At 48.7% G+C, this 17,257-nt stretch carries 18 protein-coding genes; 8 read left to right on the forward strand and 10 right to left on the reverse strand.

Features of this window, described 5'->3' with window-relative positions:
• Positions 1-170 precede the first annotated feature (170 nt).
• Complete coding sequence (locus CWI70_RS08200; RefSeq protein ID WP_157980887.1) at positions 171-2,228, forward strand: tetratricopeptide repeat-containing diguanylate cyclase; 2,058 nt, start codon at positions 171-173, stop codon at positions 2,226-2,228.
• Positions 2,229-2,325: 97 nt separating this feature from the next.
• Here CWI70_RS08200 and CWI70_RS08205 read toward each other — a convergent pair whose 3' ends face one another.
• A complete protein-coding gene (locus CWI70_RS08205) occupies positions 2,326-4,491 on the reverse strand; it encodes a prolyl oligopeptidase family serine peptidase (RefSeq protein WP_126772156.1) in 2,166 nt (721 codons plus the stop codon).
• Between the two features lie 36 nt (positions 4,492-4,527).
• Positions 4,528-5,088 (reverse strand): glutathione S-transferase family protein, encoded by a 561-nt coding sequence (locus tag CWI70_RS08210; RefSeq protein ID WP_126772158.1) that lies wholly within the window; start codon positions 5,086-5,088, stop codon positions 4,528-4,530.
• Between the two features lie 51 nt (positions 5,089-5,139).
• Between CWI70_RS08210 and CWI70_RS08215 the strand changes: the two genes are divergently transcribed.
• Together CWI70_RS08215 and CWI70_RS08220 are read left to right on the forward strand one after the other, a co-directional pair.
• Positions 5,140-5,736, forward strand: coding sequence for a DUF502 domain-containing protein (locus CWI70_RS08215; protein ID WP_126772159.1), 597 nt, complete (start codon positions 5,140-5,142; stop codon positions 5,734-5,736).
• Between the two features lie 3 nt (positions 5,737-5,739).
• Positions 5,740-6,396 carry an alpha/beta hydrolase gene (locus CWI70_RS08220; protein ID WP_126772161.1) on the forward strand — a complete coding sequence of 219 codons (657 nt, stop codon included), beginning with the start codon at positions 5,740-5,742 and terminating at the stop codon, positions 6,394-6,396.
• Here CWI70_RS08220 and CWI70_RS08225 read toward each other — a convergent pair.
• The 4 genes from CWI70_RS08225 to CWI70_RS08240 all read right to left on the reverse strand — a co-directional run bounded on the left by CWI70_RS08225 (position 6,379) and on the right by CWI70_RS08240 (position 10,131).
• Positions 6,379-7,464 (reverse strand): ATP-grasp domain-containing protein, encoded by a 1,086-nt coding sequence (locus CWI70_RS08225; RefSeq protein WP_126772163.1) that lies wholly within the window; start codon positions 7,462-7,464, stop codon positions 6,379-6,381. The two genes, CWI70_RS08220 and CWI70_RS08225, sit on opposite strands and share 18 nt — an antisense overlap.
• Positions 7,461-7,955 (reverse strand): 5-(carboxyamino)imidazole ribonucleotide mutase, encoded by a 495-nt coding sequence (purE, locus tag CWI70_RS08230; RefSeq protein ID WP_126772165.1) that lies wholly within the window; start codon positions 7,953-7,955, stop codon positions 7,461-7,463. The genes CWI70_RS08225 and purE overlap by 4 nt, the downstream gene beginning before the upstream one ends.
• Before the next feature lie 57 nt (positions 7,956-8,012).
• Positions 8,013-9,026 carry a GGDEF domain-containing protein gene (locus CWI70_RS08235; protein WP_126772166.1) on the reverse strand — a complete coding sequence of 338 codons (1,014 nt, stop codon included), beginning with the start codon at positions 9,024-9,026 and terminating at the stop codon, positions 8,013-8,015.
• Positions 9,027-9,087: 61 nt separating this feature from the next.
• Positions 9,088-10,131, reverse strand: coding sequence for a GGDEF domain-containing protein (locus CWI70_RS08240; protein ID WP_126772168.1), 1,044 nt, complete (start codon positions 10,129-10,131; stop codon positions 9,088-9,090).
• Positions 10,132-10,239: 108 nt separating this feature from the next.
• On the opposite strand from CWI70_RS08240, the gene CWI70_RS08245 reads away from it, so the two are divergent.
• Positions 10,240-10,788: a hydrolase gene (locus CWI70_RS08245; protein WP_126772170.1), complete on the forward strand. Its 549-nt coding sequence runs from the start codon at positions 10,240-10,242 to the stop codon at positions 10,786-10,788.
• A 199-nt stretch (positions 10,789-10,987) separates the two neighbouring features.
• Positions 10,988-11,194 carry a cold-shock protein gene (locus tag CWI70_RS08250; RefSeq protein ID WP_126772172.1) on the forward strand — a complete coding sequence of 69 codons (207 nt, stop codon included), beginning with the start codon at positions 10,988-10,990 and terminating at the stop codon, positions 11,192-11,194.
• 65 nt (positions 11,195-11,259) lie between these two features.
• Here the strand turns inward: CWI70_RS08250 and cysE are convergent, their stop codons facing one another.
• Positions 11,260-12,072, reverse strand: coding sequence for a serine O-acetyltransferase (gene cysE / locus CWI70_RS08255; RefSeq protein ID WP_126772174.1), 813 nt, complete (start codon positions 12,070-12,072; stop codon positions 11,260-11,262).
• Positions 12,073-12,236: 164 nt separating this feature from the next.
• Here cysE and CWI70_RS08260 point away from each other — a divergent pair, with 164 nt between their 5' ends.
• Entirely contained in the window at positions 12,237-13,538 is a 1,302-nt protein-coding gene (locus tag CWI70_RS08260; protein WP_198677671.1) for a metal-dependent hydrolase family protein, read from the forward strand.
• Here CWI70_RS08260 and CWI70_RS08265 read toward each other — a convergent pair.
• The 3 genes from CWI70_RS08265 to CWI70_RS08275 form a co-directional block, all read right to left on the reverse strand.
• Positions 13,531-13,989, reverse strand: a complete 459-nt coding sequence (locus tag CWI70_RS08265; protein WP_126772178.1) for a DUF2489 domain-containing protein — start codon at positions 13,987-13,989, stop codon at positions 13,531-13,533. The two genes, CWI70_RS08260 and CWI70_RS08265, sit on opposite strands and share 8 nt — an antisense overlap.
• Positions 13,982-14,461, reverse strand: coding sequence for a Der GTPase-activating protein YihI (gene yihI / locus CWI70_RS08270; RefSeq protein WP_126772180.1), 480 nt, complete (start codon positions 14,459-14,461; stop codon positions 13,982-13,984). Before yihI ends, CWI70_RS08265 begins: the two co-directional genes overlap by 8 nt.
• Positions 14,462-14,993: 532 nt before the next feature.
• Complete coding sequence (locus tag CWI70_RS08275; protein ID WP_126772182.1) at positions 14,994-15,620, reverse strand: c-type cytochrome; 627 nt, start codon at positions 15,618-15,620, stop codon at positions 14,994-14,996.
• Between the two features lie 113 nt (positions 15,621-15,733).
• On the opposite strand from CWI70_RS08275, the gene yihA reads away from it, so the two are divergent.
• Together yihA and CWI70_RS08285 are read left to right on the forward strand one after the other, a co-directional pair.
• Positions 15,734-16,348, forward strand: a complete 615-nt coding sequence (gene yihA / locus CWI70_RS08280; protein WP_126772184.1) for a ribosome biogenesis GTP-binding protein YihA/YsxC — start codon at positions 15,734-15,736, stop codon at positions 16,346-16,348.
• Positions 16,338-17,240, forward strand: a complete 903-nt coding sequence (locus CWI70_RS08285) for a DMT family transporter (protein ID WP_126772186.1) — start codon at positions 16,338-16,340, stop codon at positions 17,238-17,240. Before yihA ends, CWI70_RS08285 begins: the two co-directional genes overlap by 11 nt.
• Positions 17,241-17,257 lie beyond the last annotated feature (17 nt).

The following is a 17,257-nucleotide window of genomic DNA, read 5'->3' on the forward strand; positions in this document are numbered from 1 at the left end:
AAACATCGGAACAGGTCAACGCTCATAAATGTCGTTAGTCGCTTATTTATTGAGCTCATCCGACCAGAGCGTTATGGTACGACCGAATTTTGAACTTGGAAGTCTTTTTGTTGTTTAGCACACCCCGTAAGCAAAACGTTATGGCCTGTCTAAAGGGTTGTAGCACCCTTATGATCACACTGTTGCTCTTTTGGGGCGGCACTTTCGCGCATGCGCAGACGCAAATTCCTCTGGCTACCGCCAGTAATGATGACATTGCACCGCCACAACTGGACGCAAACCTTGAAGCTGAGCTCGACCGGTTACTAATCGAAGCCGATTCCGAGCAAGCTATGCTCGAGCAAATGCAAGAACTTCGGCAAAACCTTGATGACGACACCGCGCCCATGAGTCGCGTCCGCTTGCTATCCTACATAGCGCTGTCATTTACTTACCTTGACCAAGTCGATAAGGCCTACGATCTCATAGATAAGGCCGAAATCATCGCGCGTGATTCAGGTCTACCTGACGCGCAAGCTGAAGTTGCTGCAACCCGAATACTGATTAAAAATATCGAGGGTAAGCTGACTGAGGCTTATACCCTTATCAACACTGCCACGGTTCACCTGGAACAAGCGCAGCTTCCACGCGTACGCTACTTCGCCAATAATCTTATCGGTAGTATTTACTTAGAAAAAAATAATACCGAGCGCGCGCTGGAGCACTTAATTGCAGCATCAACGGCGGTGAATGAAACGGATGATGAACGAACTCCGATTCGACGCATCTTTCTGAAACTGCGTATCGCCGAAATTTACAATAAGCAGAAGCTCTACGAGCAGGCTATTGAGCAAATTGATTCCGCTGAAGCGATTATGAACGAGGCTGGACTCGAGGCCATGTATGGCCCTGAGATCACTTTTTTACGAGCGGTAACGGCGACCGAACAGGGTTTATATGATCAGGCCTTCGACATCTACAGTCAGCTCGAGCGCGACATCAAAAATGACCCCGACTGGGGTTACATGCAAACCTCGGTGCTCAATAACCTTGGCGATTTAGCAATCCGAACGAAGCGCTTCGAGGCCGGTATTCAAGTACTGCAAGAAGCACTCACATTAGCCGTAGAAAATAATGACGTTATCAATGAAGAGTTGATTCGCTTTAACTTGGGCTTCATCGATGTTCATTTAGGTCAGTACGAGCAAGGCCTCAGCGCAATGCGCAATGTCGTCGAAAAAGCACGCGGCAAGTGGAGCAACAGTGAACTTGAAATGTTGCTCGGTGAATATGCTGAAGCACTGACCATGGCAAGCCGTCACCAACAGGCGAATGCCATTTTGACTGAACAACGCCAACTCCGTGAAAGTGTCTTCAATACTGAGCTGCAAAAGAATGTCACCGAGCTACAGAATTTGTATGACTCGAAAGATAAAGCTCAGCAAATAGAATTACTCCAACGTCAAAAAGAACTGAGCGATCAGTTGCTCGAGAACGAGCGACAACAGCAAGTTATTTTAATCTTGGGCGTTGTTGTTGCACTCTTACTGACTGCGTTAGCTTTCTATCTTTATCGTGCTGCGCATCGTTCGAATCAGGCACTGAAACAAGCCAACGCACAACTGGCCGATCAATCGTTACGCGACCCTTTAACCGGCCTGTTAAACCGCCGTGCCATGCAACAAGAGTTGCAGCGTCAGGAACGCGAACAGCAACCGAGCAATGATGCGATGGTGTTGCTTGATATCGACTACTTTAAACGCATCAACGATCACCACGGCCATAGTGCCGGTGATGAAGTTATCCGCGCTGTTGCACAACGGCTGCTAGACGTTTGCCGTGATAACGATAAAGTTATTCGTTGGGGTGGCGAAGAGTTTCTTATTTACTTAAAGAATACTGACAAAGACGCTTTACCGCGATTTGTGCTGCGGATGCTAAAAGCGATTGCCGGTAAACCGATAAAAACCGAGAAAGAAGAGCTTCCAGTGACCGCCACCGCAGGTTTTATTAGCTATCCCTTTGCTGATCTGAATCAGGCCGAGATGGACTGGGAAGCTACGCTGCAACTCGTCGATAAGGCGCTCTATGCAGGCAAGGTTCACGGGCGTAACCAAGCATGGGGAATCGTTAGTCTGAACGTCCCGTTTGCCCAAGCTCACCAAGTGCTCGATACCGACCTTGCTAAGGCCATCGAGCAAAACCTTGTATCTGCGATTACGTTGCACGGCCCACGCCATAATACTTGATCACAATTCCTGCGTTTACATTGCAAATAAGACTCGCTACCTAAAAAGGCCTCCAAGTGGAGGCCTTTTTTTGGATTCATATCAAATTTAAGCTATTTTATTTAAGTTCTTCTAGCTCTTTAACACCCATATTGTACAAAGTGAAACCATAGATATCTGCGTACTGCTCGATGGTTTTTGAAACCGGCGTACCCGCGCCATGACCGGCATTGGTTTCAATGCGAATCAACTGCGGATTTGGCCCAGTATTTTTCGCCTGTAGTTCGGCAGCAAACTTGAATGAGTGCGCTGGAACTACACGGTCATCGTGGTCACCTGTGGTAATCAACGTCGCCGGGTAGTTTTCACCCTGCTCTACGTTATGCACCGGCGAGTAACCATACAAATACTCAAACATTTCCTTACTGTCTTCCGCTGTGCCGTAGTCATAAGCCCAACCAGCGCCAGCGGTGAAGGTGTGATAACGCAACATATCCAAAACACCTACAGCTGGCAGTGCCACTTGCATTAGATCCGGACGTTGCGTCATTACTGCGCCCACGAGCAAACCACCATTTGACGCGCCGCGTACCGCTAAACGCTCACGTGACGTGTAGCCTTGCTCGATCAGGTACTCACCTGCGGCGATAAAGTCATCAAACACGTTTTGCTTTTGCGTTTTCGTACCAGCATCGTGCCATGCTTTGCCGTATTCACCGCCACCACGTAGGTTAGCTACCGCATAGACGCCACCCATTTCTAGCCACAGCGCATTGGTGATGCTGAATGATGGTGTCAGGCTAACGTTGAAACCACCATAGCCGTAGAGCATGGTTGGTGTCGTGCCATTTAGCTCGAGACCTTTCTTATGAGTAATGATCATCGGCACTTCAGTGCCATCTTTTGAGGTGTAAAACACCTGCTTCGATACATAGGCATCGCTATCGAAGTCGGCTTTTGACTTCTCGTACACTGTCGATTCGCCTGTTGCTGGGGCGAACTTGTAGATAGTGCTCGGAGTGTTGTAATTGGTGAAGGTGTAATAAAGTTCTTCGGCATCAGCCTTGCCACCTAAACCACCAACACTACCAACACCTGGCAATTCGACGTCACGAACTTTATTGCCGTCGTAATCGTACTGCTCGACTTTAGAGATCGCATCAACCATGTACTCAGCGAAAATATAGCCAGCGCCAGTACCAACGCTTAACACGTTTTCAGTTTCTGCGATGAAGTCTTGCCAGTTGTCAGGGCTAGGGTTGCTAGCATCGACTGTCACCACACGCTTGTTTGGCGCATCGAGGTCGGTCAATAGGTACAGCGTAGAGCCTTTGTTATCCAATGGATAAGTATCCGCGTCGGTGTGCCCTTGTACCGCAACGAGCTCACTGTCAGCAGCACTCAAATCTTTCAGGAATAACTTATTTCCTGAAGTCGAAATTGCTGCCGAAATATAAAGATAATTGTCATCTTCTGACACAAACCCTTGTACATAGCGGTGTTTCTCGGCCTCGGTGCCGCCAAACACCAATTCATCATTGGCTTGCTCGGTTCCGAGCTTGTGGTAGTACAATTTGTGTTGGTCAGTTTTCGCTGAGAGCTCACTGCCCTCAGGCTTATCGTAACTTGAGTAATAGAAGCCATCATTGCCGAACCAAGAGACGCCGCTAAACTTGACGTCCACGAGCTCAGGCTCTAGCTGTTCTTTGGTTTCGGCATCGATGATGATGATTTTTCGCCAATCGCTACCGCCCTCAGAGATAGAGTAAGCGGCAATCGAACCGTCTTTCGAAAAACTAATGCTCGCCAGCGATGTAGTGCCATCTTCACTAAAGGTGTTTGGATCTAAGAAAACTTCCGTATTACCCTCAGCATCGGTGCGATACAAAACGCTTTGGTTTTGCAGGCCATCATTCTTATAAAAATAGGTGTAGTTACCTTCTTTAAATGGCGCACTGATTTTTTCATAGTTCCACATTGCCGTTAGACGCTCTTCAATTTCTTGGCGATATGGAATCTGTTCCAAGTAATCAAACGTCACTTCATTTTGCTTTTTAACCCACTCTTCCGTTTCTTCACTACGGTCGTCTTCAAGCCAACGGTACGGGTCCGCCACAACAGTGCCAAAGTATTCGTCGGTCACGTTACCGCGGAACGTCGTTGGGTAGGTAATTTGGGTATTTACCGTTGTTGTTTTTTCAGCCACTTCAGGGGTGCTCGTTTCTTGTTGCGGCGAGCATGCAGCTAGGACTGCTACGCTCGCTAGGGTGATCATAAATCGCATGAGATCTTCCTTCGTTATTGTTTTAACTTATGTCATTTAACTTAATGCTGGGTGCGTATTTGCAAACCATGGTTGTTGGTTCACGCTTGCTAGAAATTCTTGTAAGTTCGGCCATTGGTGAATGTCCAAGCGCTCGCGGAATTGCGCCCAACTCAAAAAGCACGCTAAGCGTAAGTGGGCATCATTTTGCGGATCTGCTGCCGGCCAGTCACGATCATTTAATTCATCTAAAATCGCAATGACTCGCGATTGTTGACGTTGCAAGTAGCCAATATCTTCGATAGCCACACCGTCACGATCGAGTAAAAACAAGTTAATGGTGGTATCGAGTGCGGTGTTGACCAAACAGTACAAATCAAAATCTTCAATGTCGTCGCAAAAGCCCTGTCCCGCTAAAGTGCGAAGATAACGTAAAATCGACGACGAATCGTGCAATTTTAGCCCATTATGAGTAAAGAAGGGTACGCGTTTGGCTGGCGAATTTTGCGCACTTTGGGCGTAGTCCGTCGGTACTAGTTCAAATTTTTGCTCATTAAGCGCCAATACAATTCGACAATGACGCACAAATGGTGAGGTATAGCTGCCAAATAGTTTCATGTTGGGTCCTGAAAAAGCTAAGCTAGAACAAACTCACAAGAGAGTAGCATAATGAAAAAAGCCATACAGTATTTACTTAAAGGTCTTGCAGTACTGTTACCTATTATCGTCACCATCGCTGTGGTGCGGTGGCTTTTAGTCACTATAGAAAGGTGGTTACGGCCCATTTGGGTTGCTGTACTCGGCGAAACTTTTTACTTCCCTGGTTTAGCCTTTATTAGCTTTCTAGGTATTGCCTTTCTTATTGGCTTTAGTGCGCGCTGGGCTTTTATTAACAACCTTTGGGAGTTGCCGGGTAAGTTAATGAACAAAATGCCGTTGCTTAACACCGTTTATGGCACTATCAACGACGTTATTGAAATGATGTCCGGCAAAAATTTCGCCGATGAGTCGGTGGTTTTGGTCACGCTCCCGGGCGGGGACCTAAGGTTGATCGGCATCGTTACCAAGAAAAGCGATGATGGTGACCGTTTGGCACAATTCCTTGAAGAGGACCACGTCGCGGTGTTCTTGCCAATGAGTTACAATGTCGGCGGCTACATGGTCATGGTTCCGCGTAGCTGTATTGAAGCTATTGATATGAGTCCCGCCGATGCATTGCAGTTAACCATCAGTGCAGGGTTAGGGAAAAAACAAGCCAAGGAGTAGTAAATGGCCTATTTGCCGTGTGTCGAAATTGAGCCGAATGAAACCGCCAACCGCAGTATTATCTGGCTGCATGGACTTGGTGCCGATGGTAATGACTTCGCCCCCATTGTACCGCACATTCAAGCGCCGGCAGGTGCTCACATTCGCTTTGTCTTTCCGCACGCTCCGCAAATACCGGTAACCATAAACGGCGGCATGCGCATGCCTGCTTGGTACGATATTTTAGAGATGTCGATTGCGCGTAAAGTTGATGACACTCAGCTGCGCGCGTCCGCCGCGGCAATTCGGGAATTAATTCAACGCGAGCAAGAGCGTGGCATCGCTGCTGAACACATTATTTTGGCGGGATTTTCACAAGGCGGCGCTGTGGCCTATGAGACCGCATTGACCCATCATGAAAAGTTGGGCGGCTTGATGGCATTATCAACCTACTTGGCAACCCACGAAAGTATCGAACTCAATCCTGTGAACCGCGAGTTACCTATTTTGATTCAACATGGCAGCCAAGATCCAGTCGTACCCGAAGCGCTCGGCAAGCATGCCTATCAATGGCTCACCGAGCAGGGTTACCAAGCCGATTATCAAAGTTTTCCGATGCAGCATCAGGTTTGCACTGAGCAAATTGATGCGATCAATAAGTGGTTAAGCAAGCACCTGTAGACGCTCACGCCACTGTTTCACCCAAGTCTTTGCGGTCGCAAGGTTTGCGGTACGAATATTCACGTGCCCTACTTTGCGCCCGGGTCGAGGTTCTTTGTTGTACCAGTGGCACTGCGCATCTTGATGGTGCCATAGTCCGACCGGAATCTGCTGTGCGCCGATAACGTTAAGCATAAGCGTCGGTTCGATGTGTAGTTGTGGAAACGGCATGCCCGTCAGCGCGCGCATATGCAAATCGAACTGACTGCAGTTCGCGCCACTCATGGTCCAATGCCCCGAGTTGTGCACCCGCGGCGCCACTTCATTAATAAGTAGGGCAGCGTCTTTACCTTCACCCACCACAAAGAACTCGATCGCAAACACACCCACGTAATTTAATGCAGTGGTAAGGCGATGGAAGGCTTCTTCAGCTTGCTGTTGCAACGCATCTGGTACATCGTCGATGCCGCCTAAGCTATAGCTCAGAATACCTTGGGTGTGGACATTGGTGATTAAGGGATAACAGCAGACACTACCGTCTTTACCGCGCGCGCCAACCAATGAAACTTCTTTATGGAATGGAATCATGTGTTCGGCGATGCCCGGCTCTTTGCCTGCTTCCGCAGCTAATGCTGACACATCATCACCAGGCCTGAAGCGCCACTGGCCCTTGCCATCATAACCGCCACGTGCCGCTTTCAAAACGAGCGGCTGTTCTGCCTTACTTAGTAATTTTTCAAGCTCACTAACGGTGCCATAGCTCTGCCAAGGTGATGTACCTACGCGGCAATCATCAAATAACTTCTTTTCGGCCCGACGATCGGTAAGACTCTTGATACGCGCCGGGTCCATCAGGAACTTGTCGTGCGCAGCAGCGATAACGTCCGCGGGGATAGCCTCGTGCTCCCAGCTCACCACATCAGCCCACTCAATAGCGTCAGCTAAGCTCCACGGTAGCGACACATGTGCAGACAGCGGCTTAACTTCTTGAGTACGCGTACTATAAAGCAGGCACTCGTGGCCGTGGCTAATACCGCTAGCGCCGAGCATTTGACCTAGTTGACCGTCACCGACAAACAAAACCTTCATGCGTCAGGTAACTCCAGTTTGGGACCGTTCATGACTTTTTCTTTTTGAGCTTTACGGAATGCATTTACATTGTCGCGTATTTTAGCGTCGTGGGTGCCAACAATTTGTGCCGCCAACAAACCTGCATTCGCTGCGCCAGCTTGACCAATCGCCAAAGTACCAACAGCTACACCTTTCGGCATTTGTACAATCGACAACAAGCTATCAAGCCCTTTGAGCTGCTTACTTGGCACCGGCACACCTAGCACAGGGATAGCCGTGTAGGCCGCAAGCATCCCAGGTAGATGAGCGGCGCCACCAGCGCCAGCAATAACCACGGGAACACCATCTTGCTCAGCTTGTGCCATCGAAGATTTGAGTAAATCAGGGGTGCGGTGTGCAGACACAACTTCAGCGCGCCACTCGACACCGAGGTCTTTCAGCATCTGTGCGGCATGTTGCATGACGGGCCAGTCTGACTGTGAGCCCATTAGAATAAGAACGGGTGCCATGAGCTGCTCCTTTTTGAAAGGAGCGAATTGTAGCTAGGCACGCCGCTCGGTGCAAATTTATTGTGCGACTTTTAGCCGGTTGCGGCCCTGACTTTTCGCTTGATACAACGCAGAATCTGCTGCTTCCATCCACTCACCCCATTGCTGCCCCTGCTTGAATTCAGCTAGGCCACCACTGGCCGTTACGGTAACCGTAAGCGACTTCACCGTGAAAGGGTCATGCCGGATTCGATCCAAAATATCTGTTGCAACATCAGCCGCTTGCTTACGTGCAGTGTTGGGCATTAATACAACAAACTCAGCGCCGCTGCTGCGAATCACACTGTCGTGCTGCCGAGCTGCTCCGCGAATTCGGCGCGCTGCTTCTTCAAGCACTTTATCGCCAAACAAATAACCGTAGCGGTCGTTGACGCTTTGAAACGAATCCATATCGATTTGCAGTAGTGACACCGGCTGCTTTGAACGTTGCGCTTTATTGATCGCTTGCTGCACCATGTCGCTCAGGTACTCGCGCTTAATACAGCCAGTCAACGAGTCGGTTGCCGCCGCCGAAAATAATTTCTTTTGCATACTGCTCATCATAATCAAGAAAGCAGCACCGACACCTATCAATACCAGCATCGAAATCGCCACACGCCATGCATAATCAAACGGCAATACTTGATAAATCACCGCAGCAAAAAGTGCATAAATAAGCATGATCACCAGTACAAATATGGTCTTATCGAACATAAAAAAGACCATCGCCAAAATAGGGTACATCCAATACACCCCCATAATGCCGGCCGACTTCATCGACACGCTAACAAGAGTGCCGAGACAACAAATCACTAGGAAATTGATCCACTGTGGTGCCAGTTCGTGACGGTACAAGTAGCCAATCAAAATAAAGCCCACGGCAACACAGAACAGCGCTGCGGCTGCCGCCAATCCGCCATCAAGCAACGAATAAACTGCTGTGCCAGCAATCACCAAACCTGAACCGAAGTAAATGGTACGCATGGCAAGTAAGCGAAAATGTTGCCACAAATCGAAAGTAGCTGAAGGATTGGTTGTCGTTACTGGCGTCATAATTATGTCCGTATTCGTTTTAATATTGTTAACTTTAACCGCTTTGTCGCAGTTTGCCTAGCTAGGTTTCAACACTCGCTTCACGGGCCGCGTTACTTGCTTTGCGCACTTGATTTCTGCCCTTACGCTTGGCTTCAAGTAAAGCAGTATCTGCAGCGTTTAGCCAATCCACCCATGACTGTCCAGTAACAAGCTCAGCAACGCCCAGTGAGAGGGTTACAGTCACTGTCGCAGTTTTTCCATTAAACGCACTATCTGCGATCAACGCTCGCAACTTCTCGGCAACATGCATCGCTTCGGTTAACTTGGTCGCTGGCAAGACAATCAAAAACTCTTCGCCGCCAACACGAAACAGCTGATCTTCTTTGCGCAAGACGGTATGCATGCGTTCTGCCACTTGCTTGAGAATTTGATCGCCAAATAAGTGGCCGTGTTGGTCGTTAAGTTGTTTAAAATGATCAAGATCGGCCATGATGATGCTTGCTGGCCTGGCATAGCGCGAATGGCTGTAGATCGATTTTTCTAGCACTTGCGTCACCAAGTGACGGTTTTGCAGCCCAGTCAAGGTATCGGTCACCACCATCTGTCGCAATAGCTTCTGCAGTTCTGCCAAGAGCACCACAAACACCGAACCCAAAACGCAGATAATGATGAGCGTTGCAGCGATACGCCAACCATCATCCATTGGCATCGTTAACATCGCAGTCGTCGAAAAAATGATGGTCAGCAATAACGCCGAAAGAATACCTGCCGCACCGCTGAAAACAAAAAAGCACGCAACCAGTAAAGGATAGGTCCAATAAACGCCAATATGTCCATTTAAATGAATCGACATGACGCTAATAACAGTGAGCAGCGCAACAAAAGCAATGCGAACGGGAAGAGGAATGCGACGACTTTGGTAGAGCCACGCCATGACGGTAAAGAAAACGCCCGCCACCAAGATAATCAACGCTTGCATGGTATTACCTAACAAGAATTGCGCGATCGACAGCAAGAGCTCGGTGATACCACCCGCCCAAATAATATTGCCGGTCACTTTAATCTTGAACTTCTGCAACAGCTCATCTGCAGATGCGTGGTTAGTCTTGACTGTCCGCTGCATGAGTTTCCCAATCCTTTGCCTCAAAGCTATCGCCAAGTTCTAGGAATAGCAAGCTGAATACGGCACAATGCTATTATCTTTTGCACAAGTATTTGTGAGGTTATACCTATGCTACTCGACGCCACCGACAGCCTTATTGTTATTGTCGACGTACAAGAAAAACTTGCGCCTGTCATTCATCAGCGTGACCAACTCATAGGTCGTATGCGTTGGTTGGGCGAAATTGCTAACGAACTTTCGGTTTCCCTGTTGGTAACCGAACAATACCCCAAAGGCTTAGGAATAAGTGTAGACGATTTAGCAGCGGTCATTGAAAATTCTCGCGTGATTGAAAAGATGCATTTCAGCGCATGGCAAGAACCCGCATTTGTTGATGCCGTAAAACAGTCAGAAAAGCGCCAGATTATTTTGATGGGTATGGAAACGCACGTCTGTATTTTACAGACGGCCATTGATATGAAAGCTGCTGGCTATTCGGTTTATGTGGTCGAAGACGCTGTCGGCTCACGGCGTGAGTCTGACAAACAAGCTGGTTTACAGCGTATGCGCCAGCACGGCATTGAGATGATTACTTCTGAAATGGCCGCGTATGAATGGCTGCATCGCAGTGGCAACGACACCTTCCGCCACATTACTAAAAACTGGATTCGCGGCTAAGCTTTAGATCTTGCTAAAAAACTTCATTTGACAGGGGCTTTATTGAGCGTATACTGAACGCCGCTAGAAAAATTCGGCTGTCTAATTGTGGCCTGTTACGAAGTCTATTGCTGTACCTCGTTTTGTAAGTCCCAAGTAATACACGTATTTTTATTAGCAAGACCCTAGATTTTCACATGCATTACGAGGAATATTCAGCATGTCTACTGTAACTGGTAAAGTAAAATTCTTTAACGAAGCTAAAGGTTTCGGTTTCATCGAGCAAGAGCAAGGCGCAGACGTATTCGTACATTTCAGCGCTATCCAGTCTGAAGGTTTCAAAACCTTAGCTGAAGGTCAAACTGTACAGTTTACCATTGCTCAAGGCCCTAAAGGTCCACAAGCTGAAAACGTAGTACCTATGTAAGACGTTGCTTTGGCAACGCATTTAGCGAAACGAATTTGAAGAAGCCGCTCATTGAGCGGCTTTTTTTATGGCTTTTCCTGTTCTGACTCGGGTTCTTGCTTACGTCGCTCAGCAGCTTCTTGCTCGGCCGAAAGAAAATCCATATCGTCCATATCCACCTCTGGAATTTCCTCACAAACATTACCACCCAACTGGTTCACTGCGCAGCACAAATCCGCCACTTTCTGATCAAGCAAATGCACATGATCCAACATGCGGCCGATCGCCGTCGCCACTGGATCGGGATTATCAGGCGAAATCGCATAGGCATCAAAACCATATTGCTTAGCCATTGCCGCACGACGGTCATTAACCTCTTTGCTGACGGTTGTATGAGCGACACGCGCAGGGATTCCCACCACGGTGGTCTCGTCAGGTACATCTTTGACGACAACTGCGTTTGAGCCAATTCGCGCAGTTTTGCCTATCGTAACTGGGCCGAGAACTTTGGCCCCAGCACCTATGACGACACCGTCCTTCAGGGTTGGGTGACGTTTACCTTGATTCCAACTAGTACCCCCCAAGGTTACCCCATGATAAATCGTGACATCATCACCGATTTCAGCGGTTTCGCCGATGACCACGCCCATGCCGTGGTCGATAAAAAAGCGGCGGCCGATCCGTGCGCCAGGATGAATTTCGACTCCCGTCAGCCAGCGAGCTAGCGTTGATGTAAATCGCGCTAACCAATAACAACGCCAGCTCCAAAGCTTGTGGCTCAAGCGGTGCCACCAAATGGCATGTAGCCCTGGATAAGTGGTTAACACCTCAAACCAATTGCGCGCCGCAGGGTCGCGGGCGTAAACGCTTTGAATATCTTCGCGGATGCGTTGAAACATAAGGCTCTAATCCTAAGCTGGTACTTGGGGTGTAAGTATACCAATTTCCGCCCCCTTGCGTTAACCGTGCTGATTTCTGCGGTATTTACAAGGCACTTGGCTTGCCATCATTGAGCGGAAAGGCGTAAGGTGAAGTTTTCATCAGCAGCAAACAGAGGATTCCCATGAGCATCACCAAAACGCCCCTTGCCTTAGTAACGGCGAGCTTGCTCGCAGCCAGCACAGCTGCCTACGCTGACACGCTCATTTATGCGGGACAACTAATTGACGGTACGGGCGCAGCACCGGTCGAGGATCAAACCATTGTCGTCGCTGACGGTCGCATCAAGGCAATCGTTGATGGCTTTCAACAAGCCACCGCCAACGATGACGTCATTGACCGCCGCAGCGGCACGGTCATGCCTGGTTTTATCGACATGCACACCCACCTTACCTCGGAAATGGCGGAAGGTAGCTACATCCACAAGTTTACCAAGAGTGCTGCTGACGTCACGCTTGACTCGGTAAACTACGCCAAGAAAACCTTACATGCCGGCTTCACTACCGTGCGCGACTTGGGTGACTCTTATAATGCCAGCATTGCGCTACGTAACGCCGTGAATGCCGGTAAAGTTGAAGGCCCACGTATCTTCACTTCTGGCAAGTCCATTGCCACAACAGGTGGTCACGCCGACCCTACAAATGGCGCAAAGGAGGATCTCTATCCTTCACCGACACCGGCTGACGGCGTTATCAACGGCCCCTATGAGGCACGCGAAGCAGTGCGCGCCCGCTATCAAGACGGCGCTGACTTGATTAAATTAACTGTTACCGGTGGCGTTCTTAGCGTCGCCAAAAGTGGTCAAAACCCACAGTTCATGATGGATGAAATTGAAGGCATCGTGACAACAGCGCGCGATTATGGCATGAAAGTTACCGTGCATGCGCATGGCAAAGAAGGCATGCTCCGAGCCATTAAGGCCGGTGTACACTCAATTGAGCATGGCACCTATATGGACCAAGAAGTGATGGATGCCATGAAAGCAAAAGGTGTCTACTACGTGCCAACCATCACGGCTGGCAAGTCAGTAGCCGAACGGGCAAAAATCCCGGGGTACTTCCCTGAGTTAGTGGTGCCGAAAGCAAAAGCTATTGGCCCTAAAATCCAAGGCACCTTTGCCGAAGCTTACAAACAAGGTGTGAAAATCGCGTTTGGCACCGACGCCGGCGTGTTTGATCATGGTGAGAACGCGCGTGAATTTGGTTATATGGTTGAGGCTGGCATGCCAGCGCTGGAAGCGATCAAAGCTGCTACCTACGAAGCTGCGACCTTGCTAGGTGCCATCGACGATTTTGGTACCCTTGAAGTTGGCAAGCGTGCCGATGTCGTTGCGACCTCAGGTAATCCACTCGAGAACATCGACACGTTGAACAACCTAAACCTCGTTATGAAAGACGGCAAGATTTATAAAGATAGCCTTAACTAAAGTCCTTCAGTAGCTGGCGGACGTCACTTAAAATGACGTCTTCCAGCTCTTTTTCATAGCCTTCACGCTCGTCGTCCATTTTACGAATTTCGGCTTTCGGATACTGCTTGCGAGCCTCATGGGTTGGCATGTGCTTTATGCGCTCATACATAGTGTGTAGACCACTGTAGCGTTCGGCATAATCAACTTTTTCCGGCTCTACCGGCAAATCTAATAAAACCACTAAACGAAGTGCGCCTTCCGACAACGGGCATTGTCCTTGGTCCATTGCTTTTGCAATCGTCACGATACTTTCATGCAAACGTTCGTTACGTTTACCGATCGCCTCATCTCGACGTTGAGTTTGACTTTGTAGTCGACTTAACATGCGCCCAGCGATGAAAGCTAAAACCGCAATGATAATTACGCCGATCAGCAGTACCGCCCAACCCCACCATGGTAAATTAGTCATCGAAGTCCTCCCACTCGTCATCATCCTCGTCAAGGCTCAGACCCAGTTGCTTGGCCAGTTGCTCGAAACGTTCGGTGCGCTCATCTACATACGCTTCGTCGGCTGCGCTTAGATCTTCGCCCTCTTCGATTGCGTTCAGGAGCTGTTGCAAGCGCGGATCGTTTTCAAGTGCTTGCAACTCCGCCTCTGCTGCCGCCCGATTAAAGCTCGGCTTAGCTGTGGTCGCATCAGTCGGCGTACTTGCGTTAACCAGTTGAATCGGCTTTTTACTGCCAAACCGCGGATCTGCGCTGCTTTGGCTGCCCTTACTCGTCGCCGAAGCTTTAGTAGTGGCAACATTAAAGCGCGAGCCAGGCTTTTTGCCTTTCCCTTTGTGCTTGCTCGGCTCTGGGGCACTACGCTTAAGTTCTTCTTTGGCTTTCTTTGGCGCAGCGAGTGGGCCAGTTTTGCGCGTTTTCTTTTTACGGGTCATAAACGATGAGGTTCCAATGGAATTGATAGGCGTAGTTTAACTTACAGCGGCACAAAATAAAAAGGCGATGCCGAAGCATCGCCTAGGGTATTCTCTCTTTCTCACACAGCGCACGTGCGATTCACGAGAACGGTTGTCAATTCATCCGTGTTCTTAATTATAACTTCCGTGAGGTTTTTTATTATTATTGTTATTTTGTCGCGCATTAACCGAGCATTATGATTGTTATTGTTTGCTTGGTTAAAGATGGCCTCCTGGCCTATTCTTATTCCCTGGATTAAAACTGTAAGTCGCCTTAGCAACCGTCGGGTGACGCTTTCGCAGCGATTCCCTAAATCTTGAATGGCATTCAGACTACTGAATCGAAATATTTATTCAATGATTTTTATGATCTAAAAAATGCTTTTTTTATACCCTATAAGTTTATAGCTTGGTTTTTAAAGGCTTTATCCGCATTTTCGATAACATAAAAACAAAAAAGCAGCATCGATATGCTGCTTTTCTAGGTAACTAGGCTGTGCACGCCGCTAAATTAATACAATCCTTGAATATACTGCGACAGCACTTCGATGTCTTTATCGGTAAGTTTCGCGGCAACATCTTGCATCATGCCATTAAGGTCATTCGCTCGCTCGCCGCTGCGGAACATTTCCAATTGCGTTTTCAAATAAGCAGCATGCTGCCCAGAAACATCAGGGAAGTTAGCTAAGCCCATACCGTCACCACGTGGACCATGACAAGCTACACATGCGGCAATTTTGCGTTCTTCATCACCACCCATGTATAACGCTTGGCCTGCAGCAACCACATCTTCCGGTGCAGTGCCTTGCATCGGATCTTGACTTGCGAAGTACGCCGCTAAGTCAGCAATGTCTTGCTCACTCAAGTTGGCCACCTGCCCTTGCATAATGGCATTGGCACGGCCTTGCTCACCACCGGTTTCGGCCGCAAGTTTGTAATCGTGCAGTTGTTTCTCGATGTACGAAGCATGCTGCCCGTTCAGTTTTGGATACATATCTGAAGGCGAGCTACCAGTCGGGCCATGGCATGCAGCACAAACCTGTGATTTTTGTTTGCCTGCTTCGGCATCACCTTCAGCAGCCATCACGGCGCCAGTGAAACCAAGGTACAGCCCAACGAACAATGCGATTTTTTTCATGATCGATATCTCTGCTCTGGATGTTGTAACAGTCGCTATTTTACACAAAACTTCTAAGGATTAAACGCCTAATCGTGATAGTATAAGCATTCCTTCAAAGCATCTTAGAACTCATGGAATCAACAAACCTTAACTTTCAACCTACGGTGTTTGTCACCAGTGCAGCAGATATCCGTCAATTACCAAGTGATGACGGTGTCGAGATCGCCTTTGCTGGCCGCTCAAATGCGGGCAAGTCGAGTGCGCTCAACACGCTAACACGTCAGCGTAATCTTGCCCGAACCAGTAAAACACCTGGACGCACGCAGTTGATAAACGTGTTTGAGGTTCTTCCTGGTAAGCGCCTTATCGATTTACCTGGGTATGGCTATGCCAAGGTTCCGATTGCGGTCAAAGAAAAATGGCAGCAAGCGTTAAGTGAATACTTACAGAAACGTGAATCACTGCGTGGTTTGGTGTTGCTCATGGATATTCGTCATCCGTTCCGCGATGTTGACCAAGAATTGCTGCATTGGGCAACGGACTCCGAGATTCCCGTTCTGGTTTTGCTTACCAAAGCCGACAAACTCAAACCCGGCCCCCGCAAGTCAACCTTGCTGAAGGCGCGTGAAGCCGTATTGGTCTTTGGTGGTGACGTTACCGTCGAAATGTTTTCCTCGCTAAGCAAGCTTGGTCTGCCGCAAGTTGAAGCCAAGCTAACCGAATGGTTAGTGCAGAATGACGAATGAAGTACCGCCGCTCAAGGCTTGGCTACTTCTTGGCTTACTCGCCCTCATCTGGGGGAGCTCCTTCCTGCTTATTAAAAAAGGGCTCCTTGGCTTTACTCCCGACCAATTAGCAGCGATTCGTATCGCGTCAGCTGGTTTTGTCTTGCTACCGTTTATTCTCAAGCGCTTCCAAACCGTGCAGCCACATCACTGGCTTAAGCTGATATGCGTTGGCCTTGTCGGTAGCTTTATTCCAGCTTTCTTATTCGCGTTTGCGCAAACCGAATTACCTTCAGGGGTAACTGGGGTACTGAATACATTTACGCCGTTAGCCACATTAATCATTGGTGTCATTCTGTTCAAGCAAACAGCCTTAACGCAGCAGTGGTTCGGCGTCATTATTGGCTTGATAGGTACGTTACTCTTAGTCACCGCAACCGCGAGCGGTAATTTCGAATTCAATCGCTATGGGCTACTCATTATTGCCGCCACTATCTGTTATGGCTTGAATTTAAATCTGATCAAACACCATATTCCAGACCTTGGAGCCTTAACGATTACCGGCGTCTCGCTGTTTTTAGTTGCGCCAGCAGCGCTTATTTATCTGCTTGTAGCGACGCCCTTTGCCGCACAAGTTACGCATCCCGAGTTATGGTTCCCGTTGGGTGCGATACTGGTTCTCGGAGTTGTTGGTACGGCAATGGCGTTAGTCATCTTCAATACGGTGGTTAAACTCACCGATACCACCTTTACAAGTTCGGTGACTTACCTCATCCCCATCGTCGCCCTAATCCTTGGTATTCTCGATGGCGAGCCGTTTTTCCTTCAACAAGGTTTTGGACTTGCGGCGATACTGAGTGGTGTTTGGATCGCGAATAAACGCAAGCGCCAACCTTTCAATGCGCAACGCTAGAAAAGAAAAAGCCCGGC

It is taken from the genome of Pseudidiomarina homiensis, assembly GCF_003987225.1.
Classification (GTDB): domain Bacteria; phylum Pseudomonadota; class Gammaproteobacteria; order Enterobacterales; family Alteromonadaceae; genus Pseudidiomarina; species Pseudidiomarina homiensis.